This is a genomic window from Mesorhizobium kamtschaticum, from assembly GCF_056174585.1.
This window is the reverse complement of sequence record NZ_CM149691.1, coordinates 3,448,764-3,471,938: the sequence shown is the minus strand read 5'-3', so window position 1 is coordinate 3,471,938 and position 23,175 is coordinate 3,448,764. Positions and strand designations below refer to the sequence as shown.

Below are 23,175 nucleotides of genomic sequence, written 5' to 3'. Positions count from 1 at the left end.
ATCCCAGGGTCTGCGCGCGTCGCTTCGCTCCTTGCTCCACCCTAGGATGACGAAGTCGATGGTTGCGCCACCCAAGCCTTCACCGTCTCCGCCAGCGTCTTCAGATGATCGGCCGTCGAAAATCCTGAAATGCTCTTGCGCGGCTTGAGGTCATGGTCGCCATCCTCCAGCCAGATCACCTCGATGCTGTCGGAGAGCCCATAACCGGGCACCTCGTCCGGTGTGCCGAACTCGTCGCGCGTGCCCTGGAAGATCAGCGTCGGCGTCTTCAGCCCGGCGAGATGCTTGGTCCGCAATTGCTCGGGCTTGCCGGGCGGATGGAAGGGATAGCCGAGGCAGACCAGACCCGAAATCTCGCCCTTGGCGAACATCTCGTCCGCCACCATCGAAGCGACGCGCCCGCCCATCGACTTGCCGCCGATGATGAGCTTGCCGGTCACGCCCTTGGCCCTGAGATCGGCGATCGCCTTCACATATTCCGGGTTCACGGTCTCGGCGCGCGGCGGCGGCTTGCGCTGACCGTAGCGGCGGGCGGCCATGTAGTGGAATTCGAAGCGCGCGACCTGGAAGCCGGCGGCGGCAAAAGCCTTCGCGGTAGCGGTCATCGAAGGAGAATCCATCGACGCGCCGGCGCCATGCGCGAGCAGGATGGTGACGGGGGCGGTGTCGAAGCCGTCGAAGAGGAAGGTGGTCATGGGGCATCTCGCGCGGCAGTGACGCTGCTGATCTCCCCCCTCGTGGGGGAGATGCCCGGCAGGGCAGAGGGGGGCGTGAAGGAACGCCAGCCTTCCGTTAGATCTCTCCAGGGCGAGGCGGCCTGAAATTGGCCGATCTGTCGGCGGGACAGCGCCCCCCTCTGTCCTGCCGGACATCTCCCCCACAAGGGGGGAGATCGGCTGTCATCGCGGCCTTCGCCAATCATGATCACCCCGCCGTCCGCGCCAGCTGCATATCCACGAACTGCACGCCCTTGGCCGCCACCCCGCCCCATTCCGACTCCGGATCGAGCTCCAGATAGCGCACCCACAGCCGGCGCGCCTCCAGCAAATTGCCGGCATCGAATTCCAGCCGCGCCAGGTTGAACACCGGGTCGGCATAAGTCTTGTCGAGCGCGATCGCCTTCTGCAGATGCCGTCGCGCCGAGGCGTCGCGGCCTTGCTCACTCATCAGCCCGGCGAGGTTGAACCAGGCCTCGACGAAGGCCGGGTCGAGCTTTATCGCCCTGGCATAGTCATGCGCGGCGTCCGCCGCGTGGCCGCCGGCGCGCAGGCAGTTGGCGCGGTTGAAGGCGGCGATGGCGTCGCTCGGGTCGATGGCGAGGCAGCGCTGGTAGAGCGCGGCAGCACCTTCATGGTCGCCGCCCTCCTCAGCCGCTTCGGCCTCGGCAAACAAGTCCTCCAGCGTGTCGTCGCCTTGTACCGCAGCACCCAGATCGAACAGCAGCTGCCCGTCGAGTTCGCTCTGGCCACCCTCGAGATAGATGGCGTCGGGGCGGCCATGCTGCGAGCCGACATTGAGCGACTTGGCGGTGAGCGAGGCGACCGGGCCGGAGCGATGCACGGAGCGCGCGATCGCGCCCCAGGTCGCACCGCCGGCCACCAGCCCGGCATATTTGCGCGCCAGGATCAGGTCGCGGAAGGAATAGGGTTCTGAATCATGCTCGAAAGCATCGAACAGCAACAACAGGTCAAGGTCGGCGCCGGACAGCCGCGATTGCTCGATCAGCGATTGCCGCGACAGTGACGACGCTTCCGGCGCCTTCATCAGGCCGAGCAGGCGCAAAAAGCCGTTCTCGCTGATCAGTGTCCGCCCGGCTGCGCGCTCGGCGGCAACGCGGCGCTCGATCCCGGCATCGCCGGTTTTCGTCAATCCAGCCTTGGCGAGAAGTGTTCGGCCGAACACGACATGCGTGGTGCGCCGGGTGATGCCGCGCCTGAGCTGGCCGTGCTGGCGCTCGACCTCGCGGGCCGCCAACCTAAGCGGAAACGCCGCCAGCGCGCCGATGGTGCCAAAAACGGCGCCCGCCGGTGCCGTCATTTCTTGCTCTTGCCGACCGCCTTCAGCAGACTGGCCTTCAGCGGATTTTCAGGGGCACCGCCCGCTGCCGCCTTCTTGGCAGCTGGCTTGGCCGCCACTTCGTCGGCCTTGCTCTTCGACTTGGCCGGCGGCTTCGACTGCGACAGGCTGGCCTTCAGCGCATCCATCAGATTGATGACATTGCCGCGCTCCGGTGCTGCCGCGATGATCGGCTTGTGGCCTTTGAGCTTCTCGCGGATCATCGCCATCAGCGCGATCTCGTAGCGGTCCTCATAGTTCTTCGGGTCGAAGGTGGTTTCCTTCTGCTTGATCAGCGCTTCTGCCAGTTCAAGCATCTCCTGGTCGGGCTTGCCAGCGGGGATGTTACCGAAATATTCAACTGTCCCGCGCACTTCGTTCGGATTCCTCAAGGTGCACACGAACATGCCGTTCTCGCGCGCGCCGATCGTCACGATGCGCTCGCGGCTGGACAGAACCAGCCGGGCGATCGCCAGCTTGCCGGACTTGCGCATCGCTTCGCGCAGCACGGCGAAGGTCTCTTCCGCCATCGCCCCATCCGGCGCCATGTAGTACGGCGCATCCTGGTAGATGACATCGACTTCGCCCTCGTCGACAAAGGCCTCGATGTTCATCGTATGGTTGGATTCGATGCGCACCGCGTCGAGGTCGGCATCATCGATGATGATGTACTGCTTGTCCTCGTACTCGTAACCCTTGACCAGGTCCGAGCGCTCGACGAGCCCGAGTTCCGGATCGACCGGCTTCATGTTGATGCGGTTGTGGGTCTTCTTGTGCAGCTGATTGAACGAGATGCGCTCGCTGGTGGTCGTGGCGGGGTATAGCCGCACCGGACAGCTGACGAGGCTGAGCTTGAGATAACCCTTCCAACTTGCCCTGGGCGCCATGATACACTCCTACGCGGCCATGCACTGACATTGACTGCAGCGCTTTTCGTCCGAAGGACGAACGAGCCTGCGCAAATCCTACACCGACCCCACACAATACCGGCAAATCCCTGACGAAATCTTCCGCTGCGTCTTTGAGGCCGTCGGGAGAGAATAATTCAAATTGTATGAAGCGTCGATGGCACCCAGCCCCTTCGGATCAAGCCAAGGAAGATGACCCGGCATCCCTCTCCTTCGTCATCCTAGGGCGGAGCAAGGAGCGAAGCGACGCGGCGCAGACCCTAGGTGTTTGATCCCTGGCTTTAATGGTGTGATATTTTCTTCCGAATGGAAGGAGGCACTATGGGACAGGTTCTACACGGCCGGGCCACGACGACAGAGGCAACCCGTCGAGCAATACAAAATAGTCAAGAGAGCCTGAAGAAGCTCGCCAAGCGCTATGGCATCGATCCGAAGACGGTCGCGAAGTGGCGGCACCGAACCTCGACCGCCGATCTGCCGACCGGTCCCAGAGAGCCGCGCTCGACAGTGCTGTCGCTCGAAGAGGAAGCCGCCATCGTCGCCTTTCGCAAACATACGTTGCTGCCGCTCGATGATTGTCTATATGCCCTTCAGCCGACGATCCCACACCTGACGCGCTCGTCATTGCATCGCTGCCTTCAACGCCACGGCATTTCGAGACTGCCGGAGGTGGACGCCGACAAGCCGGCCAAGAAGAAGTTCGAGGCTTATCCGATCGGCTATTTCCACATTGATATCGCCGAGGTGCAGACCGCCGAGGGCAAGCTACGTCTCTTCGTTGCCATAGATCGAACGTCCAAGTTCGCTTATGCGCAATTGCACGAGACAGCGGGTAAGATGCTGATGGTCCAGTTCCTTCAGGATCTGATTGCGGCCGTGCCCTATGCCATCCACACCATTCTAACCGACAACGGCATCCAGTTCACCAATCGGACCTGCGATCAGCACGCCCCTCAGCACGTCTTCGACGACATTTGCGACAAGCATGGCATCAAGCACCGGCTCACAAAGATCAACCATCCTTGGACCAATGGCCAGGTCGAGCGGATGAACCGAACCATCAAGGAGGCGACCGTCAAGCGCTTCCACTATGACGACCACGATCAACTGCGTCGGCACCTCGCCGACTTCATCACGGCCTACAACTTCGCGCGCAGGCTCAAGACCCTCAAAGGCCTCACGCCCTATGAGTTCATCTGCAAAATCTGGGAAAAAGAGCCAAAACGGTTCCGGCTCGATCCAACCCATCAAATGCCGGGACTAAACACCTAGGATCCATGCCGTGACTCTCAAGCGTCGCTACGGTTCAGAATTCTGATCCGCCGTATTCCACGACCACCGTCACGGCATGGATCCTCGGGTCAAGCCCGAGGATGACGAAGCGCGAGGTGGCCTCACCATCCAGTTCCACGAAACAGTTCGAACCAGTCTGGATTCGCCTTTTCGATCAATTCGATCTTCCATTGGCGTGGCCAGCGTTTGAGCGACTTCTCCCGCTGGATGGCGTCGGTGATGTCGAAATATTCCTCATACCAGACCAGTCGTTGCACACCGTATCGGCTGGTGAAGCCCGAACCCTGACCCGACTATGTTCTGGCATGCGACGGCCGAGATCTCTGGTGACACCGATATATATATCGTGCCGCCCTTCTGACTCGCGGCCATGTAGACATAGCCGGTCATGCGACGACTTTAGCTGGCGTTTCAGTTGGCGGCCATTCTGAGCCGCCGCATTTTACGGCCAACGCCACGGCATGGATCCTAGGGTCTGCGCGCGTCGCTTCGCTCCTTGCTTCGCCCTAGGATGACGAAAGATGGGGAGGCAAATCCCTGGCGAACTCCTCGATCTCCGCCCACGGATCCCCCGACGTCTCCAGCAGCCCCGGCAGCGACGAATAGTTCAGATCCTGCGGCGCATCGATAGTCTCCAGATCGCTCCAGCTCACCGGCGTCGAGGCCGGCAGATTGGTCCGCGCCCGCAGCGAATAGGGCGCCGCCGAGGTGTGGCCGCGCGCGTTGCGGTGATAGTCGATGAAGATGCGCTTCTTGCGGTTGTCCTTGCCCATGGTGGTGGTGAACGTGTCGGGCGCGGTCGCCGCCAGATGGGTTGATATGGCGCTGGTCGCCTGGTGCAGCTTCTTCCAGTTCTGCTTTGATGTCACCGGCACGGTGATATGGATGCCATTGCCGCCGGAGGTTTTTGCGAAAGGCACCAGCCCCAGCCCCTCCAGCTCGCCCTTGATGTGCACGGCCGCCTCCACCACTTCGCGCCACGAAATCCCCTCGCCCGGGTCGAGGTCGAAGACGATCTGGTCAGGCTTGTCGAGGCTGGTGCGGTGCGTGCCCCAGGTGTGGAACTCGACGACGCCGAACTGTGCCAGCGCCAGAAAACCCTTGGCGCCTTCGACCGACAGGAACGATTTGGTCTCGCCCTCCGAATTCATCGTCTCGAAAGTCACCACTGAGGGCGGCATGCCGGTGAAGGCGTGGCGCTGGAAGAAACAGTCTTTTGGCAAGCCGGTCGGGCAACGCACCAGCGACACCGGTCGGCCAAGAATGTGCGGCAGCATGAAATCGCCGACCAGCGCATAATAGACGGCGATGTCGAGCTTGGTCGGGCCGGTCTTGCCGAACAGCCGCCGCTCCGGATTGGTCACCCAGATGGTGGCGAGATCGGCTTCCGAGATCAGCCGCTTGCGTTTGGCCGAGACCGGCGTCGACAGGCCGACATCCCTGAGGCCGCGAAACACGCCATGGCGCAGCGAATTGTCCGCGGTACGGTTGGCATAGTGGATACGCGCCGAAAACAGCGGCTTCACCCAATGCATCTCGCGCATGATTTCGCGCGGCACGCCTTCGGGTGGCGTCGCGCCCGATGTCAGCGGCTCCAGCCGGGAGAGCAGGTCGGCCGCCGTCTCGGCGTCGAAGCCGGTGCCGACCTTGCCGCGATAGTGCAGTTCGCCGTCCTCCCACTCGGCCATGCCAAGGGCGGCCAGTCCTTCCGCCGCTTGCGAGATGGTGTAGCCGGCGATGACGAAATCGTCCTTCTGCAGCGCCTTGCACTTGGTCCAGCTCTTGGTGCGGCCGCTCTGGTAGATCGCGGTGGCGCGCTTGGAGACGACGCCTTCGAGCCCGAGCTCCGTCGCCTGGTCGTAAAGCCCCTGCCCCGAGCCTTCGACATGGTCGGAGAACTGGATGGCGGAGTTGGGGCCGAGGCCGCCAAGCAACTCCGCCAGCAGCGCCTTGCGCCGGATAAGCGGCGCCTTCAGCAAATCCCAGCCGTCGAGATGCAGCAGGTCGAAGGCATAGAAATGCAACTTGCTGCCGGCGCCCTCGGCCAGCGCATCCTGCAGCAGCGCGAAGCGGCTGATGCCCTTCGCATCCAGCACCATGATCTCGCCGTCGATGATCGCCTCGCGGCACGGCAGTTTGGTGAAGGCGTGCGGCAGGTCGCCATAGCGCTTCGTCCAGTCGATGCCGCCACGGGTGATCAGCCGCACCTGGCCGTCGGACAGATGCGCCATGGTGCGGTAGCCGTCGAATTTGATCTCGTGCAGCCAGAGCTCATTCGTGTTCTCGGCAAGGCTTTCGCCGCCCGGCGGTTTTGGCACCTGCGTCGCCAGTTGCGGCTCGATGCGGCTGAGCGCCGGCGCCTTCACCGCGCCCGGCAGCGTGCCGGGTTTCAGGGAACCCGGCTTCGGCGCGGATTTCGCTGACGGCTTTGGTGCCACCAACTCTTCGATGCGCAAACCGGATTTCACGCTTTCCGGCCGCGCTTCGAGAATATTCAGCGCCGTGTCGGCGGCGAGATCGCGCTCCTTGAACAGCAGCCAGTTCTTCTTGTTCTCATCCTCGCCTGGCTTGGGCTTCAGGCGGGTCAGCATCCAGCCGCCATTGAGCTTGTCGCCGGCGAGGCGGAACTTGAACGCCCCAGTGCGCAGGCTTTTCTCGACATCGTCCATCGGCGCCCAGGTGCCGGTGTCCCAGACGATCATCGGCCCGCCGCCATACTCGCCCTCGGGGATGACGCCCTCGAAGTCGATATATTCGAGCGGATGGTCCTCAGTCTCGACCGCCAGCCTTTTGTCGGCCGGGTTGAGCGAAGGCCCGCGCGGCACCGCCCAGCTCTTCAGCACGTCGCCGACCTGCAGGCGCAGATCGTAATGGTCCGCCGTGGCGTGATGCTTGTGGACGACGAAGCGGTTGCCGTCACCGGTGATCATCCCACCCACCGGCTCCGGCGTTTTGGTGAATTCGCGCTTGGCGCGATAGGTTTTGAGTTTTGGCGGTGTTGTCATGGTCAGGCGGTGGCGGATGCGGATGCGCCTTCCCGGCGCCGCGTTCCGTCACACTGTCCCGCCAGCATTTCAGATTTCCCAGCGCAGTGCGAAAAAACGGCGGCCACGCTCAATCGTCGGCAGCCGGCGTCAGCTCGAGCTCGGCCGGCGACAGGCCCTGCTGCAGCTGGCTTAGCCGGAACTCGTCCACCCAGTAGGCCTCGCCGTCGACCAGCACGCGTGCCTGGTAGGCACCGTCCGAAAAGCTTTGCGCGGTGATATAGACCTTGTGCGCGTCGAGCGCCTTGCGCACCGCGGCGCGCTTGGCATTCTGGCCGGTGACGGGACTGAACATGACGCTGCCCTCGGTCGCCCTGACACGCAACATGGCCGCTTCCACGGCCTGGCGACTGGTCTCAAGGATGACGGAGACGCGCTGTCCTGTCAATTTCGCGGCCGAGCAAGTTTACGATCCGCTGCTGGTGACCTTCGTGCCGATCGTCGTGAACTTGGCATTGATGGCATTGCCGAGCGCGCCGGCGCCGGTGATGATGGCAAGCGCGATAAGGGCGGCGATCAAGCCATATTCGATGGCGGTCGCGCCGGTTTCATCGCGCATGAAACGGGAAACGATTGCTTGCATTTCAAGCCCCTGGTTTCTTATCCCTCGCACAACCCTATAGAGACCCTGAGTTGCGGTTCGGTTAAATTTTGCCAAACTTTCGAACGTGCTTGCGGGCGGAGCTGAATCAAAACATGAAGCATCCGCCCAGCGGACACGGCTTGGTTGCAGGCGGTCCAGGTCGGAGCTGTTTTCAGCTTGCCGATCTGGAACCGCCCGCCCGCCTTGTGTCCTTCCCAAGACAGGAGACCAGATAGGCGCATCGACGCCGATCCGCTTTGACATGGATCAAGTGCCAAATGCGCCCACGGGTTTTGCCATTGTCAGGCGCGAAATATCTTCATGCGCCGGGGCCATTTTACTGGGTTCGCGAACCCCCCTTGTCGAAATCCGCTCCCGGCGAACGACATTGGTGCGGCGCCAGCGAGGCGCGATCACGTCAAACGACAGGGAGCACCATCATGGCCAAGATGCTTGTCATCTACAAAACCCCCGCCGATCCGGCGGCCTTCGAGCGTCATTACCACGACATTCACGTGCCGCTGGCCAAGCAATTGCCCGGACTGCGGCGCTACGAGATCAGCCGGCCGCCGATCATGAACGTCCTGTCGGGCGAGACGCCCTACAGGGTGGCGACCCTCTATTTCGACAGCCTGGAGGCCATTCGCACGGCCTTTGCCAGCGATATCGGCCGGGCCTGTGCGGTGGACCGGCGCAAATTCGCCGGCGATGACGATATGGTGGCGATGCTGCTCTTCGATACCGAGACGCTGTGAGAAGTCACACGTCCTCGCCGTCGAAGATCAGCATGTCGGCACCGCCGGTTGCGAAGACCTGGAGATCGGCGGCCGTCACCTGCCCTTCGGCGCTGGCGAAGGCATTCTGGATGGCGGCCAGGTCATCGAAGTGCAAGGTGGCGACCAGGTGGACTTTCGACGGCCCGGCCGGTGTCATCACCGGGCCGCGGCTGATTTCGTAGCGCCGCAATCCCGGAATGGTCTTGGCCAGCGGGATATGCTTTTCACGATAATAGGCATCGAACGCCGCCGGATCCCCGGGCGTGCCGTACATGACCACCAGGCTTGCCATCATTGCCTCCCGAAATCGTTGGATGCAGGAGCGTGATGACTTTGCCGGGAGCTTGTCAATCCGTCTGGACGGCAGCCTCAGTTCTTCAATCGCCGCAACCGCCGCATCATGCCCTGAACGGCCTTGTACAGCCCGGGCTTGGAGCGCACGAAAAGCTCGGTCTTCGCGCGCAGCTTGATATAGGCGGTCGACCCCCTGCCCTTCAGCGTCACCGCCTCGCACAACTCGGCCAGCACCGCGCTCGAAGCGCCGATATGCTGCTTGTAGCCCTGGCTGCCGACCGACAGGTCGAAATAACCGAGCCCCTGCGCGCGCGCCCACATCATCAGCTTGCCGATCGTCGTCAGGCCTGGCGAGACGTTGGGAACCGCGTCCTGGTCGATCCCGAGCAGCAGCGCGTGCAAGGTGCCCTTCATGACCAGCACGTAGATGACGGCGAGATAGGTTTCACCGGCACGCAGCCCGAACAGCCGCACCGAACCGTCGGAAAGGCCCTGCAGGGCGGCGTTGCGGTAGAACTCGACGACCGGCGCTTGCGTCAGGAGGTCGAAACGCCCGAGCTCGCGGAAGCGGTTGAGCCTGAGCTCCAAAAGCGTGGCGAACTGCTGCTCCACCATGTCAGGCGTCTCGGCTTCGACCAGATCGAGCTTACCCATCTGTTCGAAGCGGCGGGAGTGCTTGTAGAAATTCTTGGCGAAGGACGGTTTGCAGATGCGCTTGATCAGCGTCTCCGGATTGCCATCCAGGACCAGGCCAGAGGCGAGCTGGATCGAGTTGCGCACCACCGAAAGCAGCGCCAGCGGATTGTCGACGCCGTGGATCTGTTGCGGGATTCCCGCGATGTGGAAGCGATCCGTCGGCGACAGCACGGCGCGCACCGCCGCCCAGGCGTCGTCGGCACTCTGCCGGGTCCAGGGTCTCGCATCGGCCAACAGCGGCGCCGCGTAGTCGCACACGCCGCCGCTCAGCCATTCGATCACGTAATGGCCCGTGGCCCGGCGGCGCATCAGCGGCAGCAGCATGACCGGCGCACCCGTGGCGGCGTCATTGACCTCGACGACGAGCAACTCCGCGCTTTTGGGCATCAGCCGCTTGGCGATCCCTTCCACCCAGGCAAAGCCCTGGTGGCCGGTACACAGGCCAGTCTCCTCAAGGCGCAACCAGAGGGGCTTTACGGTGTCGAAGCTGGTGTGCAGCCGCGCCGCAAAGCGCGCGGCCATGCCGAAGCCGACGGTGATCGGCGAAAGCCTGACGGCGCCCTCGGTTGCCGCAGCCTGTCGCATTGCCTGGCTTGCCAAACGCTTCTCCTGTTCGTTCTGGCCCGCCCTCAGCGCCCTCCACGCAAGCGCCGCAAGCCCCGCATCGTTCCCTGAGCCGCTTTGAGCAGCCGTGGGTTTGAGCGCACGAAAACCTCGGTCCAGTCGCGGAACTTGATGGCAGTGCTCGCGGCATTGCCCCGCATCGTGAACCCGTGGCAGAGTTCGACCAGGACCGAACCCGTAGCGCCCATATTTGCCTTGTAGCTCTGGTTGCCGACCGACAGGTCGAAATAACCAAAGCCTTGCTTGCGCGCCCAACCCATCAACCTGCCCATGATTGCAAGTCCTGGTGACACATTGGGCACCGCGCTCTGGTCGATTGCTATCAGCAGAGCATGAACAGTGTCTTGATGAACCAGAAGATATTGGACCGCGATCAGAGCCTCGGCCACGCGCAGCCCAAACAGCCGCACCGCTCCGTCCGACAGGCCGCGAACAGCGGCGTTGCGGTAGAAATCGACGACTTTCTCCTGCGTCAGCAGGTCGAAGCGGCCAAGCTCGCGAAAGCGGCTGAGCCGCATCCGGACCAGTTCGCCGAAGATACGCTCCACCTCGGCCGGCGTGCCGGCCTCGACCAGTTCCACTTCACCGAGCCGTTCGAGCCGGCGCCAATCCTTGCCGAATTCCTTGACGAAGGAGGGCTTGCACAAGCGCTTGAGGACCGTATCCGGATCGCCGTCGATGGCGAGGCCGAAAGTGGTCTGGAGCGAATCGCGCGTCGCCGCGAGCAAGGCAAGCGGATTGGCGACGCCGTTGATCTGTTGTGGAATCCCCGTGATGTGGAACCGGTCCGCCGGCGGCAGCACGGAGCGCACCGCGGCCCATGCGGCCTGTGCGGATTGTGTGGTCCACGGCCTCGCATCGGCCAGCAGCGGTGCCGAATAGTCGCAGACGCCACAGCTCAGCCATTCTATCACCCGATGGCCCAGCGCCGGCCGGCGCATCAACGGCACCAGCATCCTGGGTTCGCCGGTCGCGGCGTCGTTCACCTCGACGATGAGCGGTTCGGCACCTTCCGGCATCAGCCGCGCGACAATCCCCTCGGCCCACGCATAATTCTGGTGACCGGTGCACACACCGCTTTCCTGGAAGCGCAGCCAGAGCGGCCGCACCGTTTCGAGACTGGTGTGCAATCGCGCCGTGTAGGCGTCGTTCGCTGCGACGGCAACTGGGGGCGAAACCTGCCCGTCGGGCAAGCCGTCCACCGCAGCAATTTGCACTGCCTGGCCTGCCAAATCCATCTCCTATCGTCTCGCCGCGGCGAACGCGACCGCCCGCCGCCAGGTGCCCAGGCGGCTGTTACGCTGCTGGTCCGGGTGCTCGATGTTCCACATGCGGTGATGCACGAAATACCATGATGCCGCGAGCACGAAGGTCTCGGAGACCGCCGAACCCAGCAGCGCCCACGGCGGGGACGCGATTGCCAGCAGGACCGCGATCAGCGCCAGCCCGACGATCGCGCCGCCCAAGGTGATGAAGGCGACGATCCGGAAATCGCCGAGGATCTCAAGCACAATGCGGGGCATGATGTAGAGCATGATCGGGATGAAATTCACTGTAACCAGAAGCCCGATAAAACCCACCGAGGCATCCTGCAGAGCCTGGGATTTGATCATCGGCAGGACGAACAGGATGGCGCATCCATAGGCCAGGCCGCCGAGCCCCATGACCACCGACCAGATCTTCGCCTGCGCCCAGACCCGGCGCGTTTCGCCCAGCCGCATCAACTTGGCGAGCTCCGGCTGAGTCATGTTCACGAAAGCAAGGCTGATGATGCGCAGCGGCGCGAACAGCACGATCACCGCCGCCAGCGGTGCATAGGCGGCAGGCCCGGCAATGCCCGCGACCAGCAGCGCCAGGCATTGACCCTGGATGTTGGTGGTGGTCGCGCTGAACGCCGACCAGCACAGCTGGCGCCACAGCCTGGTATAGCGCCGCCGCGTCGGCATGCGGAAGGAGATGCGAATTGTACGGCGCGCCAGCCGGACCAGGACGAAGATGCCAAACACATTCGCCGCGGCAAGCGCATAGAACACGGCCTGCAACGCATCCCGGGCGAACCAGATTGCCAGCCCGGCGAGCACGGTGCCGGCGATTGTGAAAGCGGCATCGCTGATGGAGACTACCACCTGTTGGCGGCGCGCGAAGAAGGCCGTGCGCATATGGCTGCGCAGCGACCATGCGCCGACGAAGCAGCCGGCGGCAATGCCTGAGGGGTCGCCCAGGAGATGCATCAGGACCGCGGTGCCGACCGCCATCAGCAGCGCCACCATCAGCGCCGCCGTTCCGAAGGCCACGTCATACGCATCGACGCCGGCGGTGTTGTTGCTCTTGCTCATCCATATCGAGGCGGGACGGCGGTGAGCGACCTGATGTAGGACAGGCCGACGCCGCCCATCACCATGCCGATGGCGAACAGGCCGTAGCCTTGCGCCGACAGCATGTGCAGCAGCATGATGTTGAGGGCGAAGTGGAAGCCGCTCTGCATCGCCTCGCCGCCGATCATCAGCACGAGACGCCGCACCAGATGGATCGGGAACTTCACGGCCGTGTCTCCGCCTGGCGCGTGCTTGCCGCCCTGCCCGGCCTTGCGATGGCCGCCTTCAGCTTGTCGGCGGCGATCGCGGCGATCGCCGCGGCCGCGACCGGCTCGCTGAACATCGTCTCGTAGCGCTTGCGCCCGGCGGCGACAAAACCGCGCCAGGCCTCGGGGGCAAGGATGATCTCCCGCAATTTCGCGGCAAGGGCCGGTGCATCGCCCGGCGGAACATGCCAGCCGGTCTCGCCGTCTGCGACCACCTCGACCAGCCCGCCGATCGCCGACACCAGCGGCGGACGGCCATAGGCCATTGCCTCGATGGCGACGCGACCGAGCGATTCCGGACGCCGCGACGGCACGGTGACGATGTCGGCCCAGCGATAATGCTCCGAAGGGTCCGGGATGAAGGGCAAGGCGCTGACCTGTCCGGCCAGCCCCATGGTCTCGACCAGTTCGGCCAGCGCATGCTCGCGCTCGACGCTTTCAAAGGCGCCGCCGACCAGCCGCACCTCGATCCGCGACTTGAGCTCGGCCGGCAGCGAGGCGATCGCCTGCAAAAGCACCTCCTGACCCTTGATCCGGTTGATGCGGCCAAGCAGCAGCACCCGCAGCGGGCGCGTGCCGTCATAGGTCATCGCTTGCGCCGCCGCCGGGCCGGCAACGCCATTATAGACGACGTAAGAGCGTGCGGATTTGGGCTCGCCGAACGTGGCGCGCGTCGCTTTCGAATTGAAGATGAGGTCGGCATGGCTCCAGTGCATCAGCCCGACGAGGATCCGGCGCAGCACGCCTTCGGGAATTTCATGGATGTGCAGCAATGCCTTGCTGGGCAGCAGGCGCGAGGCCAGCGCATAGTCGGCGACGATCGAGGTGTTGACGTAGACGAGGTCGCAATCGCGCAAGCGCCGCCAGGCCCGCCACAGCGCCACCGGCAGCCGCGCCATCTCGACGGTCGCCAGCCTCAGCATCGCCTGGCGCCTGAGCACCCAGAGCGGCTCGAAGACGATGCGGCTGGCATGAGGCTCCAGGATTTCGACGATCGGTCCTCTGCGCGGCAAGACCACCTCGATATCGGCCGACGGAAACGCGGCGCGCAACGCGGCGACGCTCTCCGCGAAGCTGCGGTCGGAACCGTAGAGTTCGTAACCCTGATGGATGCAAGCAATCCGCATCTTCACATGCATCTTTCTGTCAGGGTGGTGAGACGATTCCGCCGCCTGACGCTATCGGCGACCGGAAACTTCAAGCCAACACCCCTTTGGACTTCCCTCGTTGTCAGTGCGGTCAGAAACGGATGTAAACCCGGATCACCACACCAATGCTGCACGCCTTCCGCCGATTCCGACGCGCAGAAGTCCATTTGCAAGGATTATGCCGTTCTAATATATCCATTTACAGGCCAACCGGCCCGGCATTGCCTCGTTTCGATACACATACCTGTGGAAGGTTGACCGATAATGAAACAACCCGGGCGTTTGGAAGAAATATTTTACAACCTGGATGCGACAATGGCTGGAATCGGGTCTGGCAGGCATCTTGCAAGGCGGCGGTTTTGAAATGGGACAGCCGCGCATCGCGGATCGGGCGGACTTGAAAGTGCCAGCAGTCATGAAATCGGAACAGCCTGCCATCCTGATCCTGGGAACGCGCGGCATCCCCGCCGCCCATGGCGGCTTTGAAACCTTCGCCGAGAAGCTGGCGCTTTTTCTGGTCGGGCGCGGCTGGAAGGTCGGCGTCTACTGCCAGGACGAGGTCGAGCGGGTCGACCAGAGGGTGCGCACCGAAACCTGGAACGGCATCGACCTCATCCACATCCAGGTCGCCTCGAAAGGCCCGCGCGCGACGCTGGAATTCGACTGGCAATGCGTGCTCGACGCCGCGCGCCGGCCCGGCGTCTGCCTGGTGCTCGGCTATAATGGCGCGGTCTTCCTGACCTGGCTCAGGCTGATGCGGCGCAAGATCATCACCAATATGGACGGCATCGAGTGGCGGCGCCCCAAATGGGGGCGCGCGGCGCGCACATGGTTCTGGCTCAATGAATGGATCGGCGCCTGGGCCTCGCACCGCCTGGTCGCCGACCATCCTGTTATCGCCGATCACCTGGCGACACGCCGGCCGCGCAGCGCCATCACCACCATCGCTTATGGCGCCGACCCGGTGACCTCGGCACCCGAGGCGCCAGTGCGCGCACTCGGCCTCGAGCCTGGAAAATACCTGATCTCGATTGCGCGCATCGAGCCCGACAACAACATCCTGCCCATCGTCGAAGCCTTCTGCAGCCAGAAGCGCGACATGAAGCTGGTGGTGCTAGGTACGCTGTCCGACCAGATTCCCTATCATGTCGCCGTCCGCAAGGCGGCGAACGCCTCGGTGGTCCTGCCGGGCGCCATCTACGACCAGGCGGCGGTGAAGGCGCTGCGGTATCACGCGCGCGCCTATATGCATGGCCATACGGTCGGCGGCACCAACCCGTCGCTGGTCGAGGCGCTGGCCGCCGGCAACATGGTGATCGCGCACGACAATCCCTACAACAGGTGGGTCGCGGGTGCTGCCGCCATCCATTTCACCGACAGGCAAAGCTGCGCCGAGCGGATGCAGCAGGCGATGGAGGATGACGCGCTGGTCAAGGCCTGCGGCGAAGCCGCCAGGACGCGTGCCCGCGAAGCCTTCCGCTGGGACGATGTCCTGCTGGCCTACGAGAACGAAGCCTACCGGCTTCTCGGCGTGAGCGCCCCAAGAACGGCCGCGATCGACCGTCCCTCGCCCGGCGCCGTATGACGGGCTGGTCGCGACGGCGGGTTCTGAGCACCGCGCTGTCGACCGCGCTGGTGCCCGCTGCCGCGGTGCTGGCGCCGCTGTCGTCCGCACCGCCCGCGCTTGCCGCCAGCGGCGAGTGGCGGTTCCGCCGCGGCGTCAATGCCTGGCCCTGGTTTGCGCTGACGCGTGAGTTTCCGGCACCGCGCACCGACTATGACTGGCCGCCCTTCCAGTCGCAGCGGCCGGTGCCGACCCCAGACGACCTCCGTCGGCTGCGTGCGACAGGGCTCGATTTCATCCGCCTGCCCGTCGATCCCGGCCCGTTCCTTGCCTTTGAGGGCGAGCGCCGCCGCGAGCTGATGGCGATGCTGATCGAGGCCGTAAACGCAGCCCTTGCCGCCGATCTCGGTGTCATCGTCAATGTACAGCCCAACGCCGCCACGCATTACTGGACCCCCGACCGCATGATTTCCAGCAGGCTGGCGCCGGAATTCGGACGCTACGCGATGTTCATCTCCGAGTTGGGCGGTCACCTTAGTATCATTCACGAGAAGGCGCCCGGCAAAGTAGCGTTGGAGCCGGTCAACGAGCCGCCGCAGGACTGTTCTTCGGAAGAATGGGTGGAAGTTCAAAAGCAGCTGCTTTTAATGGCGCGGTGGCCTATTGGCGCAATGGCTGGGCCTCCGTTCCTGCCGCTGGTCGTCACCGGCGGCTGCGGCTCGATGGTGCGCGGTCTCACCGCGCTCGACCCGGGGCCGCTGGCGGGCGCTGAGCCGATCCTGTTCACCTTCCACTTCTACGAGCCCTATCTGTTCAGCCATCAGGGCGCGCCGTGGATGCGCGAACCCGTCTACCGCGCGCTGAACAATGTGCCGTGGCCGGCCTCCGCCGGCTCGCTCGAACAGACACTGGCCTCCGTCAGGGCACGCATGGCTGCGGATACCGAGACCTCCGAAGCAGACAAACAGGCCGCCTATGCGGAAACCGAGCGCGTGCTGAAAGTCTATTTCGACGCCCAGCCCGACCGCCGCTTCGTCGACAGCTATCTCAGCCAGGTCAGCGCTTGGGCCGACAGCCATGGCATTGCGCCCAGCCGCATCATCATGGGCGAGTTCGGCGCGCTGCGCACCGACGCCCGCTACACCGCCGCCCCCAACCCCGACCGCGCCCGCTATATCGCCGATGTCAGGCAGAGCGCCGAGTCGTTCGGCTTCCCCTGGGCGTTCTGGGATCTCTTCGACGGCATGGGCATGATGGACGGCCCCACCCGCGCGCTCGACCCGGCGATGGTCGAGGCGCTTGGGTTGAGGATGCCGCAGTAGGCCAAAGCCCATTCTTTTGAACAACCGAATTCAATCGTCCCGGACTGACGAGCAACCGCGACAGCCAGCTATCAACCACAGCAGCCGCCCTTGGTCGGCGCCGCCATTTCCTTGAAGATCACGCAGTCCTGGCCGGCCCCGCCGACGCAGGCGACATTGCAGCGGGTAACAAAGCTCTCTAGCCGTCGTTCGAGCAAGCGCAGTTCGGCGAGTTTCTGGCGCACCTGGTTGAGATGTTGCTGGGCGATGTCGCGTGTCTCGACGCAGTCGCGGCTGCTGCTGATCGACAGGTCCAACAACACACGCACCTGATCGATACCGAAGCCAAAGTCGCGGCATTGCTTGATGAACGTCAACCGCCCCAAATCGTCGTTGTCATAGGTGCGCTGACCTCCGGCCGTTCGCGGCGCGGGAGGCAACAAACCGATCTCCTCGTAGTAGCGGATGGTGGGCGTCGAGACGCCGGCAGCCTTGGCGAGCGCGCCAATGGTGAACACGCGGATGTGAAGGTTCATCGAAAAATACTCCTTGAACCTCAAGTTACTTGAAGGAGTAAGCCATTGCAAAGGTAGAAACCGGAAGGCCACTTTGATGAACAACACCGTGAAATGGGCCGGTGCTGCCACCGTCGCCTGTGGAGCCTGCTGCGCGGTCGCCGTCGTGCCGGCAGCTCTTGTCGGGACGAGCTTGGCAACTATCGCCGGTGCCGCATGCACTTGGGGCCTTGGCCTGCTCGCACTCGCCGTTCCTGTCGGTGGGATCTATCTCCTATCTCGTCGCAAAGCAGCAACGGCCGCCACATTTCAGTCATTGATGGCACAAGGCGAGTGCGGCTGCGGTCCATCCTGCACCTCCGCGGACGACAATGACGCTCTGTCCATCGCCTGCACCCTTGGTGCCTCTGATTTCAAGGAGCGAGTTGCAGGCATTCGCGCGTTGGCCCGTCGCTCACTGCATCACGCCGAGCGTACGACGCTATCGCTCAAGCTGACCTATGGAGCGGAAGTACTCGAAGAGGTCGCCGACCTGATGCGCAAGGAGCAGGCTTGCTGCTCATTCCTAACCTTTGACCTGAAGACAAGCCCGCGCGCCGTTGTTCTCACCATCACCGCACCACAGGCAGCGGCCGATGCGGCCGACCTGTTGTTTGACCACTTTGCCCCTGAACTCGCTGCATCCAACCCTAGGGAGACCGCATAACATGCAACGTCGTCACTTTCTGATCCTCTCGGCTGCTGCCGGTATTGCGGCGGCTGTCTTGCCTGCGCTGGCCCACAATGGCGACGAAACCATTCCCGGCTTTGACGAAGCCCTCAAGGCAGGCGGCCCTGTGATGATCCATGTCACCGCGCCGTGGTGCGAAACCTGTCAGGCGCAAAAGCCCATCGTGGCGTCGCTGCTGGCGTCGCCTGACTTCAAGAGCATGAAGAAGTTCGATGTCGACTTCGACACGCAAAAGGAAATCCTGGCTCGCTATCGCGTGCAGATGCAAAGCACGATGATCGTCTACAAGGGTGGCAAGGAAGTCGACCGACAGACTGGCCAGACCGACCCGGCGGTCATCGAGGCCCTGCTGCGCGAGGCGCTGTAGCATGCTGCTTGCGCTCCTTGCTGGCGTCCTGTCGATCCTCTCGCCCTGTGTGCTGCCGCTGCTGCCGGTCGTCCTGACTGGGGCGGTGGCCGAACACCGGCTGGCACCATTGGCCCTAGCCGCAGGCGTCGCCGTCTCTTTCACCGCGATAGGCGTGTTCGTCGCCACCATCGGCTTTTCAATCGGCCTCGACATGACCGTGTTTCGTACCGCTGCCGCTGTGCTGCTGATACTGGTTGGCGCGGTGCTGCTCGTCCCTCGGTTCCAGACGCAGTTCGCGACGGCGGCCGGTCCGGTAAGCAACTGGACGCAGAGCCGTTTCGGCGGGTTCTCGACGTCCGGCATCTCTGGTCAATTCGGCGTTGGATTGCTGCTCGGCGCGGTATGGACGCCTTGCGTCGGACCGACTCTCGGCGCCGCGTCCATCATGGCCGCGCGGGGTGAGAACCTTGGCATGGTGGTGCTGACGATGCTGGCTTTCGGCATCGGCACATCATTGCCGCTGCTGGCTCTAGCTCTAATGTCCCGCGAAGCGTTGCTCCGCTGGCGGGGTCGAATGCTCGGCGCGTCCAGTGGCATCAAAATGGCCCTCGGCGCGCTGCTTGTCGTGGCCGGAGTCATGACCCTGTCGGGGTTTGACCGCACTATACAAATCGGCCTTGAACAGGCTTTGCCGGACTGGCTGGTGGCTATCACCACGCGCTTGTGAGAAATTCAGACTTCATGCCTATTCTACTAAGCACGTTCCTGACGTTTGCATCTGCTGCGCTCGCCGAGATTGCAGGCTGTTTTGCCTTCTGGGTTTGGCTGAGGCAGGGGAAATCGATCCTGTGGCTGGTGCCGGGTATCGCCTGCCTGGTGCTGTTCGCATATTTGCTTACGCTTATTCCCAGCGACTATGCCGGCCGCGCATACGCGGCCTATGGCGGCATCTACATCGTCGCGTCGCTGCTTTGGCTGTGGCTGGCCGAGGGGCATCGGCCGGACACATGGGATCTCGTCGGCGGGGTAATCGCGATACTGGCGGCCGCGATTATTCTGTTTGCGCCTCGAGGAACATGACCACGTGCTATAGAACGCCCTCTTTCGCACTCAATGGCGGCAGCCTGTTGGATTTGCGTCAAGACAAAGAGTTGGAGCGGTTTTGCGCTTGCCGGGCGGGATGAACCGCTCTGTTCGCCCCACCACCTTGCCCACCGGCCGGTAAAGCACCAGCGCGATCACCACGAATTTGGTCATCAGCGTCGTCTTCGACGCCAGGCTTTCGGAGGTGTTGAGCAGGATCAGCCAGCCCAGCATCGTCAGCCAGAGGCCGGAATGGCAGCGGCGCGCCACTTCGTGCATGAACAGGGCGAAGCCGACAAACAACAGCAAGGTGAAGAAGGCGCCCTGGTAGAGGATCAGGCGGATGACCGGGTTCTCGATGCCCTGTTCGAGGCCGCTGATGCGGCGCAGGCTTTCGATGAGATCGATATCGGGCCCCACGATCAGGTCGCGCAGTTCGAAATGTTTGAAGAGCTCGAACATTTCGACGCGGGCGTTGGCGCTGCCACTGTCCGACACGAAGCGCTCGAGCAGCGCGTCGAAGAAGCCGTATGACGCCGCGACCGCGATGACGACCGGCACCAGCGCGGCAAGGATGAGGCCGAGTGCCGCGCCAAGCAGGTTGACGCGCCCCGTGCGCAGGCTGCGCAGGCCCTGGATGAGCAGATAGCAACCGCCGAGCACGATCGTCGTCACCATCGCCGAGCGGCCGCCGAAGGCAACGAGAGCCGCGCATTGCAGGCCGATAAGGCCGAGCCGCAGTGGCGTGGACAGGGATTTCGAACCGGAGAGCAGCGCCAGCACATAGACCGAGGTGACCGTGGCATTGGACAGCGGATGGCCCTGAAGCGCCGTCGAGCGCAGGTCGGCCATGAACACCTCGCCGTCGAGGCGATAGGGAAAGATCAGCGTCTTGGTGGCGAACTCGAACAAAGCGAGCAAAGCGTTCACGGTCATGATGGCGTGAACGACGGTCTGCATCCGGGCGAATGTCTTTTCGTCGTCCTCGCCCAGCATCATCACCAGCAGTGCCGGCGCCACGAAGGTGTCGATCATGCCGGCCATGCCGGGACGCTGCCTGGCGATGACGATGACCAGCAGCACGATCGAGATGACCGCCATCAGCGTGCTGGCCGGCCGCCGGTCGGCGACGGCGACCATATAGCCGATCGGATTGCCGAAAGTGCAGGCGCGCCAGGCAAACACCAGCACGAGCAGATAGGTCGAGGGATGGATCTTGGTCGCCGGATTGCCGGTCAAGCCATCGTAATTATAGCCCACCAGCCACAGCATGCCGCCGGAGATGCTGAACAGCAACGCCACCGTTGCGACCAGGCCGAAGCGGGTCAGCCAGTCGACGGAGCTGCCCGCGCGCCCAGTGGCCTGACCCGAACCGCCTTGACCCGAACCGGGCCAGCCGGCAGCCGGGTTGGCGGCCCCCCCGGTGGCTGTCCCGGTGGTGGCCATGTCAGGCCGCCTCGTCGACCAGCAAGGCGCCGGTCGGCAACCGCCCCATGACGGAAATGGCCTGCGAGGCCGCCGTGACGTCGGCCATCGGCGTCGAGTTGAGCGTCGCGACCATCACGATCTCGTCGACCATGGCGACCAGCGGCGAGGCGTTGAGATTGTCGGCCAGCGCGCCGCCGTCGACGACGACGAGGTCGAAGTTGCGGCCGGCCTGGGCCAGCATGTGCTGCGTGAAATAGACACCCTGCGCTTCGGAGAAGACGGCCGTCTGCCGGCCCCTGCCCAGAACAGCGACATTGCTGCCGGCCGTGTACTGGCTCAGCGCCTCGAAGGCATATTCGCCGCGCAGCACGTCGAGGAGACCGGGCTGCGACTCCTTCTTGCCGCTGCCGGCATTGGTGTCGATGAACAGGACACGGCTGCCCCTGGCAGCCGCGGCATTGGCGAGCAGGCGTGCCACCCGGCTCCGATGCGCGGCGTCCTCGGGCGGCGACGTCAGCAGTATGGACGGCACCAGCGGCCAGTTCGGCGGACGCCGGCTGGAGGCGAACAGGCGCCTCAGCGCCAGGCCCGCGACCGCATCCGTCTTCTGCCCTGCAGCAGTGGCGGCGCCGAAAGGCCACCAGCGGCGACGGGACGATTTTGCCGGCAGCACGCCGAACACCGGCGCGTCGATGGCCGATTGCATCTGCGCGCTGGAAAGCACGGTCGGCGAGGAATATTCCGCGATCAGCGCCAGCGCGGTGCCCAGCCCCAGCCCGCCGAAGAGAGCGCCGAAAAGCAGCAGCGGCAAAGGCGGCCAGCTCTTCTTCAGGGCGGGCATGGCGTTGGAGATGATGCGCGCATTGGTGCTGTCGACATTGATCTGCTCGCGCGTCTCCTGCGCCCGCTGCAGATAGGTGGCGTAGACCGAGCGCACCGCCTCGAGATCGCGCTGCAATTCGCGCAGCTTGACCGAAGCCTGGTCGGTGTCGAGCGACTTGCTCTTCATGCCGGCGACCTTGGCTTCGAGCGCCTGCTGGTTGGCCAGCGCCCGCTCATAGTCGGTTTCGGCGGCGGCGCCGATGCGGCCGAGTTCACGCGCGATGAGCGCGCGCGTGTCGCGCAGCTGCTGCTGGGCGGCGATCATCGAGGGGTGGCGCGGCCCGAGTTCGGTGCCAAGCTGCGAGACCTGGTCGACAAGCGTCGCCTCCTGTGCCCGCAGGCTGGAGATCACCGACGAGCGCATCGCTTCCGAGGTGGCGTCCGGCGCGCCGCCGGACCGGCGCAATTGGTCGACCTGCGCCTTCAGCGTCGCGGTGCGGCTCTGCGCGGCCGAGAGCTGCGTGTTGATCTCGGTCAGTTCCTGGTCGCTGACCAGATTGCCCGCCGCCATCACCATGTTGTTGGCGGACTTGTAGGCCTCGACAGCGTTCTCGGCCTTCTGCACGCGCTTGCGCTGCTCGTCCAGCCGCGCGGTGATGGAATCGGAAGCGTCCGTGGCCATCTTGGCGCGCGCGCTCGCCTGGTCGGCCAGATAGGCCTGCGCGATGGCATTGGCGAGCTTCGCCGCCTTGTCGGCGCTCTTGGCGGTGACGATCACGTCGAGGACCAGCACCTTGTCGGCCCGTTTCACCGCCAGCCGCCGGCGCAGCGCATCGAGCGTCTTGCCCGTCCTGTCGGTTTCGGCCGAGCCCGAGCCCAGCACGCCGCCGAGCAAACGGCTCAACAACCCGCCCTGCCCGTTGAATTCCGGATCGTCGGTCAGGTTGGTTGCCTGGATCGCCTTGAGCAGCACGCCCGTCGACTGGACGACACTGACCTGGCTTTCCACCATGGTGATGCCGCCATCGGGCGGAACGCGGCTCGGATTGACGTCGTTGGTGACCACCTGCAGGTCTTGTGGATCGATGAGGATTTCCGAAACCGAACTGTACAGCGCCGGCGTGAGCAATCCATAGGCCAGCGTCACCAGGGTCAGCAACGCGGCGGTGGCGAGGATCAGGAAACGGCGGCGCACCAATATGCGCTTCAGGTCACCCAGTTCGACGGTCGAGGATGAATAGGTCGGCATCGGCACCGGCTCCGGGGCATATTGCATCGCCTCCGGAGCGTTTTGTTGCGGCAACGAGAGCAGGGATGATTGCAACGGTCGCTCCGACAACACTCCATGTGCCTGCAAAGATTAAATTGCGGCTTCAGCCTA

23 protein-coding genes and 1 pseudogene are annotated in these 23,175 nt (G+C 63.9%); 8 read left to right on the top strand and 16 right to left on the bottom strand.

What is annotated here, in order from left to right:
- Window positions 1-41: 41 nt before the first annotated feature.
- The 3 genes from AC0V7N_RS17115 to ku form a co-directional block, all read right to left on the bottom strand.
- A complete protein-coding gene (locus AC0V7N_RS17115) occupies window positions 42-695 on the bottom strand; it encodes an alpha/beta hydrolase family protein (RefSeq protein ID WP_475459558.1) in 654 nt (217 codons plus the stop codon).
- A 229-nt stretch (window positions 696-924) separates the two neighbouring features.
- Complete coding sequence (locus tag AC0V7N_RS17110; RefSeq protein ID WP_475459555.1) at window positions 925-2,037, bottom strand: tetratricopeptide repeat protein; 1,113 nt, start codon at window positions 2,035-2,037, stop codon at window positions 925-927.
- Window positions 2,034-2,942, bottom strand: a complete 909-nt coding sequence (ku, locus tag AC0V7N_RS17105) for a non-homologous end joining protein Ku (RefSeq protein WP_475459553.1) — start codon at window positions 2,940-2,942, stop codon at window positions 2,034-2,036. Before ku ends, AC0V7N_RS17110 begins: the two co-directional genes overlap by 4 nt.
- Window positions 2,943-3,284: 342 nt before the next feature.
- On the opposite strand from ku, the gene AC0V7N_RS17100 reads away from it, so the two are divergent.
- The gene (locus AC0V7N_RS17100) at window positions 3,285-4,235 is read left to right on the top strand and encodes an IS481 family transposase (protein WP_475458680.1); all 951 of its coding nucleotides are present in this window, start codon (window positions 3,285-3,287) and stop codon (window positions 4,233-4,235) included.
- 122 nt (window positions 4,236-4,357) lie between these two features.
- Here the strand turns inward: AC0V7N_RS17100 and AC0V7N_RS17095 are convergent.
- The 4 genes and pseudogenes from AC0V7N_RS17095 to AC0V7N_RS17080 all read right to left on the bottom strand — a co-directional run bounded on the left by AC0V7N_RS17095 (window position 4,358) and on the right by AC0V7N_RS17080 (window position 7,883).
- Window positions 4,358-4,646: pseudogene (locus tag AC0V7N_RS17095) on the bottom strand (GIY-YIG nuclease family protein).
- A gap of 116 nt (window positions 4,647-4,762) precedes the next feature.
- Window positions 4,763-7,261 carry a DNA ligase D gene (gene ligD / locus AC0V7N_RS17090; protein WP_475459551.1) on the bottom strand — a complete coding sequence of 833 codons (2,499 nt, stop codon included), beginning with the start codon at window positions 7,259-7,261 and terminating at the stop codon, window positions 4,763-4,765.
- A 109-nt stretch (window positions 7,262-7,370) separates the two neighbouring features.
- Window positions 7,371-7,595, bottom strand: coding sequence for a hypothetical protein (locus AC0V7N_RS17085; RefSeq protein WP_475460368.1), 225 nt, complete (start codon window positions 7,593-7,595; stop codon window positions 7,371-7,373).
- 111 nt (window positions 7,596-7,706) lie between these two features.
- The gene (locus AC0V7N_RS17080; RefSeq protein ID WP_475460366.1) at window positions 7,707-7,883 is read right to left on the bottom strand and encodes a Flp family type IVb pilin; all 177 of its coding nucleotides are present in this window, start codon (window positions 7,881-7,883) and stop codon (window positions 7,707-7,709) included.
- 440 nt (window positions 7,884-8,323) lie between these two features.
- On the opposite strand from AC0V7N_RS17080, the gene AC0V7N_RS17075 reads away from it, so the two are divergent.
- Window positions 8,324-8,638: an EthD family reductase gene (locus tag AC0V7N_RS17075; RefSeq protein WP_475459549.1), complete on the top strand. Its 315-nt coding sequence runs from the start codon at window positions 8,324-8,326 to the stop codon at window positions 8,636-8,638.
- Window positions 8,639-8,642: 4 nt separating this feature from the next.
- Here AC0V7N_RS17075 and AC0V7N_RS17070 read toward each other — a convergent pair whose 3' ends face one another.
- From AC0V7N_RS17070 to AC0V7N_RS17045, 6 genes are all read right to left on the bottom strand, one after another.
- Window positions 8,643-8,951, bottom strand: a complete 309-nt coding sequence (locus AC0V7N_RS17070) for an EthD family reductase (RefSeq protein WP_475459547.1) — start codon at window positions 8,949-8,951, stop codon at window positions 8,643-8,645.
- 77 nt (window positions 8,952-9,028) lie between these two features.
- Window positions 9,029-10,249: a GNAT family N-acetyltransferase gene (locus tag AC0V7N_RS17065; protein ID WP_475459544.1), complete on the bottom strand. Its 1,221-nt coding sequence runs from the start codon at window positions 10,247-10,249 to the stop codon at window positions 9,029-9,031.
- Window positions 10,250-10,278: 29 nt separating this feature from the next.
- Window positions 10,279-11,511 (bottom strand): GNAT family N-acetyltransferase, encoded by a 1,233-nt coding sequence (locus tag AC0V7N_RS17060; protein WP_475459541.1) that lies wholly within the window; start codon window positions 11,509-11,511, stop codon window positions 10,279-10,281.
- A gap of 3 nt (window positions 11,512-11,514) precedes the next feature.
- The gene (locus tag AC0V7N_RS17055) at window positions 11,515-12,609 is read right to left on the bottom strand and encodes a polysaccharide biosynthesis protein (protein ID WP_496627979.1); all 1,095 of its coding nucleotides are present in this window, start codon (window positions 12,607-12,609) and stop codon (window positions 11,515-11,517) included.
- Window positions 12,606-12,815: a hypothetical protein gene (locus AC0V7N_RS17050; RefSeq protein ID WP_496627978.1), complete on the bottom strand. Its 210-nt coding sequence runs from the start codon at window positions 12,813-12,815 to the stop codon at window positions 12,606-12,608. The genes AC0V7N_RS17055 and AC0V7N_RS17050 overlap by 4 nt, the downstream gene beginning before the upstream one ends.
- A complete protein-coding gene (locus AC0V7N_RS17045; RefSeq protein WP_475460364.1) occupies window positions 12,812-13,981 on the bottom strand; it encodes a glycosyltransferase in 1,170 nt (389 codons plus the stop codon). The genes AC0V7N_RS17050 and AC0V7N_RS17045 overlap by 4 nt, the downstream gene beginning before the upstream one ends.
- A gap of 436 nt (window positions 13,982-14,417) precedes the next feature.
- Between AC0V7N_RS17045 and AC0V7N_RS17040 the strand changes: the two genes are divergently transcribed.
- Together AC0V7N_RS17040 and AC0V7N_RS17035 are read left to right on the top strand one after the other, a co-directional pair.
- Window positions 14,418-15,587, top strand: a complete 1,170-nt coding sequence (locus AC0V7N_RS17040) for a DUF1972 domain-containing protein (protein ID WP_475459537.1) — start codon at window positions 14,418-14,420, stop codon at window positions 15,585-15,587.
- Window positions 15,584-16,888, top strand: a complete 1,305-nt coding sequence (locus AC0V7N_RS17035; protein ID WP_475459534.1) for a glycoside hydrolase family 5 protein — start codon at window positions 15,584-15,586, stop codon at window positions 16,886-16,888. Before AC0V7N_RS17040 ends, AC0V7N_RS17035 begins: the two co-directional genes overlap by 4 nt.
- A 71-nt stretch (window positions 16,889-16,959) precedes the next feature.
- Here the strand turns inward: AC0V7N_RS17035 and AC0V7N_RS17030 are convergent, their stop codons facing one another.
- Window positions 16,960-17,403 carry a MerR family transcriptional regulator gene (locus AC0V7N_RS17030; protein WP_475459531.1) on the bottom strand — a complete coding sequence of 148 codons (444 nt, stop codon included), beginning with the start codon at window positions 17,401-17,403 and terminating at the stop codon, window positions 16,960-16,962.
- 76 nt (window positions 17,404-17,479) lie between these two features.
- Here AC0V7N_RS17030 and AC0V7N_RS17025 point away from each other — a divergent pair, with 76 nt between their 5' ends.
- From AC0V7N_RS17025 to AC0V7N_RS17010, 4 genes are read left to right on the top strand one after another with little or no spacing between them, the layout of a single operon-like run.
- Window positions 17,480-18,088 carry a hypothetical protein gene (locus AC0V7N_RS17025; RefSeq protein ID WP_475459528.1) on the top strand — a complete coding sequence of 203 codons (609 nt, stop codon included), beginning with the start codon at window positions 17,480-17,482 and terminating at the stop codon, window positions 18,086-18,088.
- A gap of 1 nt (window position 18,089) precedes the next feature.
- Window positions 18,090-18,479: a thioredoxin family protein gene (locus AC0V7N_RS17020; RefSeq protein WP_475459525.1), complete on the top strand. Its 390-nt coding sequence runs from the start codon at window positions 18,090-18,092 to the stop codon at window positions 18,477-18,479.
- Between the two features lies 1 nt (window position 18,480).
- Entirely contained in the window at window positions 18,481-19,188 is a 708-nt protein-coding gene (locus AC0V7N_RS17015; RefSeq protein WP_475459522.1) for a cytochrome c biogenesis CcdA family protein, read from the top strand.
- Window positions 19,189-19,202: 14 nt separating this feature from the next.
- A complete protein-coding gene (locus AC0V7N_RS17010; protein WP_475459520.1) occupies window positions 19,203-19,541 on the top strand; it encodes a YnfA family protein in 339 nt (112 codons plus the stop codon).
- A gap of 30 nt (window positions 19,542-19,571) precedes the next feature.
- Here AC0V7N_RS17010 and AC0V7N_RS17005 read toward each other — a convergent pair whose 3' ends face one another.
- Together AC0V7N_RS17005 and AC0V7N_RS17000 are read right to left on the bottom strand one after the other, a co-directional pair.
- Window positions 19,572-20,990, bottom strand: coding sequence for a VpsF family polysaccharide biosynthesis protein (locus AC0V7N_RS17005; RefSeq protein ID WP_475459517.1), 1,419 nt, complete (start codon window positions 20,988-20,990; stop codon window positions 19,572-19,574).
- A gap of 1 nt (window position 20,991) precedes the next feature.
- Complete coding sequence (locus AC0V7N_RS17000; protein ID WP_475459514.1) at window positions 20,992-23,070, bottom strand: GumC family protein; 2,079 nt, start codon at window positions 23,068-23,070, stop codon at window positions 20,992-20,994.
- Between the last annotated feature and the right edge of the window lie 105 nt (window positions 23,071-23,175).

What these genes read in the sequence shown, in the direction of transcription:
- AC0V7N_RS17115 (WP_475459558.1), bottom strand. Translation starts at nt 695, where the DNA reads ATGACCACCTTCCTCTTCGACGGCTTCGACACCGCCCCCGTCACCATC.
- AC0V7N_RS17110 (WP_475459555.1), bottom strand. Translation starts at nt 2,037, where the DNA reads ATGACGGCACCGGCGGGCGCCGTTTTTGGCACCATCGGCGCGCTGGCG.
- ku (WP_475459553.1), bottom strand. Translation starts at nt 2,942, where the DNA reads ATGGCGCCCAGGGCAAGTTGGAAGGGTTATCTCAAGCTCAGCCTCGTC.
- AC0V7N_RS17100 (WP_475458680.1), top strand. Translation starts at nt 3,285, where the DNA reads ATGGGACAGGTTCTACACGGCCGGGCCACGACGACAGAGGCAACCCGT.
- ligD (WP_475459551.1), bottom strand. Translation starts at nt 7,261, where the DNA reads ATGACAACACCGCCAAAACTCAAAACCTATCGCGCCAAGCGCGAATTC.
- AC0V7N_RS17085 (WP_475460368.1), bottom strand. Translation starts at nt 7,595, where the DNA reads ATGTTCAGTCCCGTCACCGGCCAGAATGCCAAGCGCGCCGCGGTGCGC.
- AC0V7N_RS17080 (WP_475460366.1), bottom strand. Translation starts at nt 7,883, where the DNA reads ATGCAAGCAATCGTTTCCCGTTTCATGCGCGATGAAACCGGCGCGACC.
- AC0V7N_RS17075 (WP_475459549.1), top strand. Translation starts at nt 8,324, where the DNA reads ATGGCCAAGATGCTTGTCATCTACAAAACCCCCGCCGATCCGGCGGCC.
- AC0V7N_RS17070 (WP_475459547.1), bottom strand. Translation starts at nt 8,951, where the DNA reads ATGGCAAGCCTGGTGGTCATGTACGGCACGCCCGGGGATCCGGCGGCG.
- AC0V7N_RS17060 (WP_475459541.1), bottom strand. Translation starts at nt 11,511, where the DNA reads ATGGATTTGGCAGGCCAGGCAGTGCAAATTGCTGCGGTGGACGGCTTG.
- AC0V7N_RS17055 (WP_496627979.1), bottom strand. Translation starts at nt 12,609, where the DNA reads ATGAGCAAGAGCAACAACACCGCCGGCGTCGATGCGTATGACGTGGCC.
- AC0V7N_RS17045 (WP_475460364.1), bottom strand. Translation starts at nt 13,981, where the DNA reads ATGCGGATTGCTTGCATCCATCAGGGTTACGAACTCTACGGTTCCGAC.
- AC0V7N_RS17040 (WP_475459537.1), top strand. Translation starts at nt 14,418, where the DNA reads ATGAAATCGGAACAGCCTGCCATCCTGATCCTGGGAACGCGCGGCATC.
- AC0V7N_RS17035 (WP_475459534.1), top strand. Translation starts at nt 15,584, where the DNA reads ATGACGGGCTGGTCGCGACGGCGGGTTCTGAGCACCGCGCTGTCGACC.
- AC0V7N_RS17030 (WP_475459531.1), bottom strand. Translation starts at nt 17,403, where the DNA reads ATGAACCTTCACATCCGCGTGTTCACCATTGGCGCGCTCGCCAAGGCT.
- AC0V7N_RS17025 (WP_475459528.1), top strand. Translation starts at nt 17,480, where the DNA reads ATGAACAACACCGTGAAATGGGCCGGTGCTGCCACCGTCGCCTGTGGA.
- AC0V7N_RS17020 (WP_475459525.1), top strand. Translation starts at nt 18,090, where the DNA reads ATGCAACGTCGTCACTTTCTGATCCTCTCGGCTGCTGCCGGTATTGCG.
- AC0V7N_RS17015 (WP_475459522.1), top strand. Translation starts at nt 18,481, where the DNA reads ATGCTGCTTGCGCTCCTTGCTGGCGTCCTGTCGATCCTCTCGCCCTGT.
- AC0V7N_RS17010 (WP_475459520.1), top strand. Translation starts at nt 19,203, where the DNA reads ATGCCTATTCTACTAAGCACGTTCCTGACGTTTGCATCTGCTGCGCTC.
- AC0V7N_RS17005 (WP_475459517.1), bottom strand. Translation starts at nt 20,990, where the DNA reads ATGGCCACCACCGGGACAGCCACCGGGGGGGCCGCCAACCCGGCTGCC.
- AC0V7N_RS17000 (WP_475459514.1), bottom strand. Translation starts at nt 23,070, where the DNA reads ATGCAATATGCCCCGGAGCCGGTGCCGATGCCGACCTATTCATCCTCG.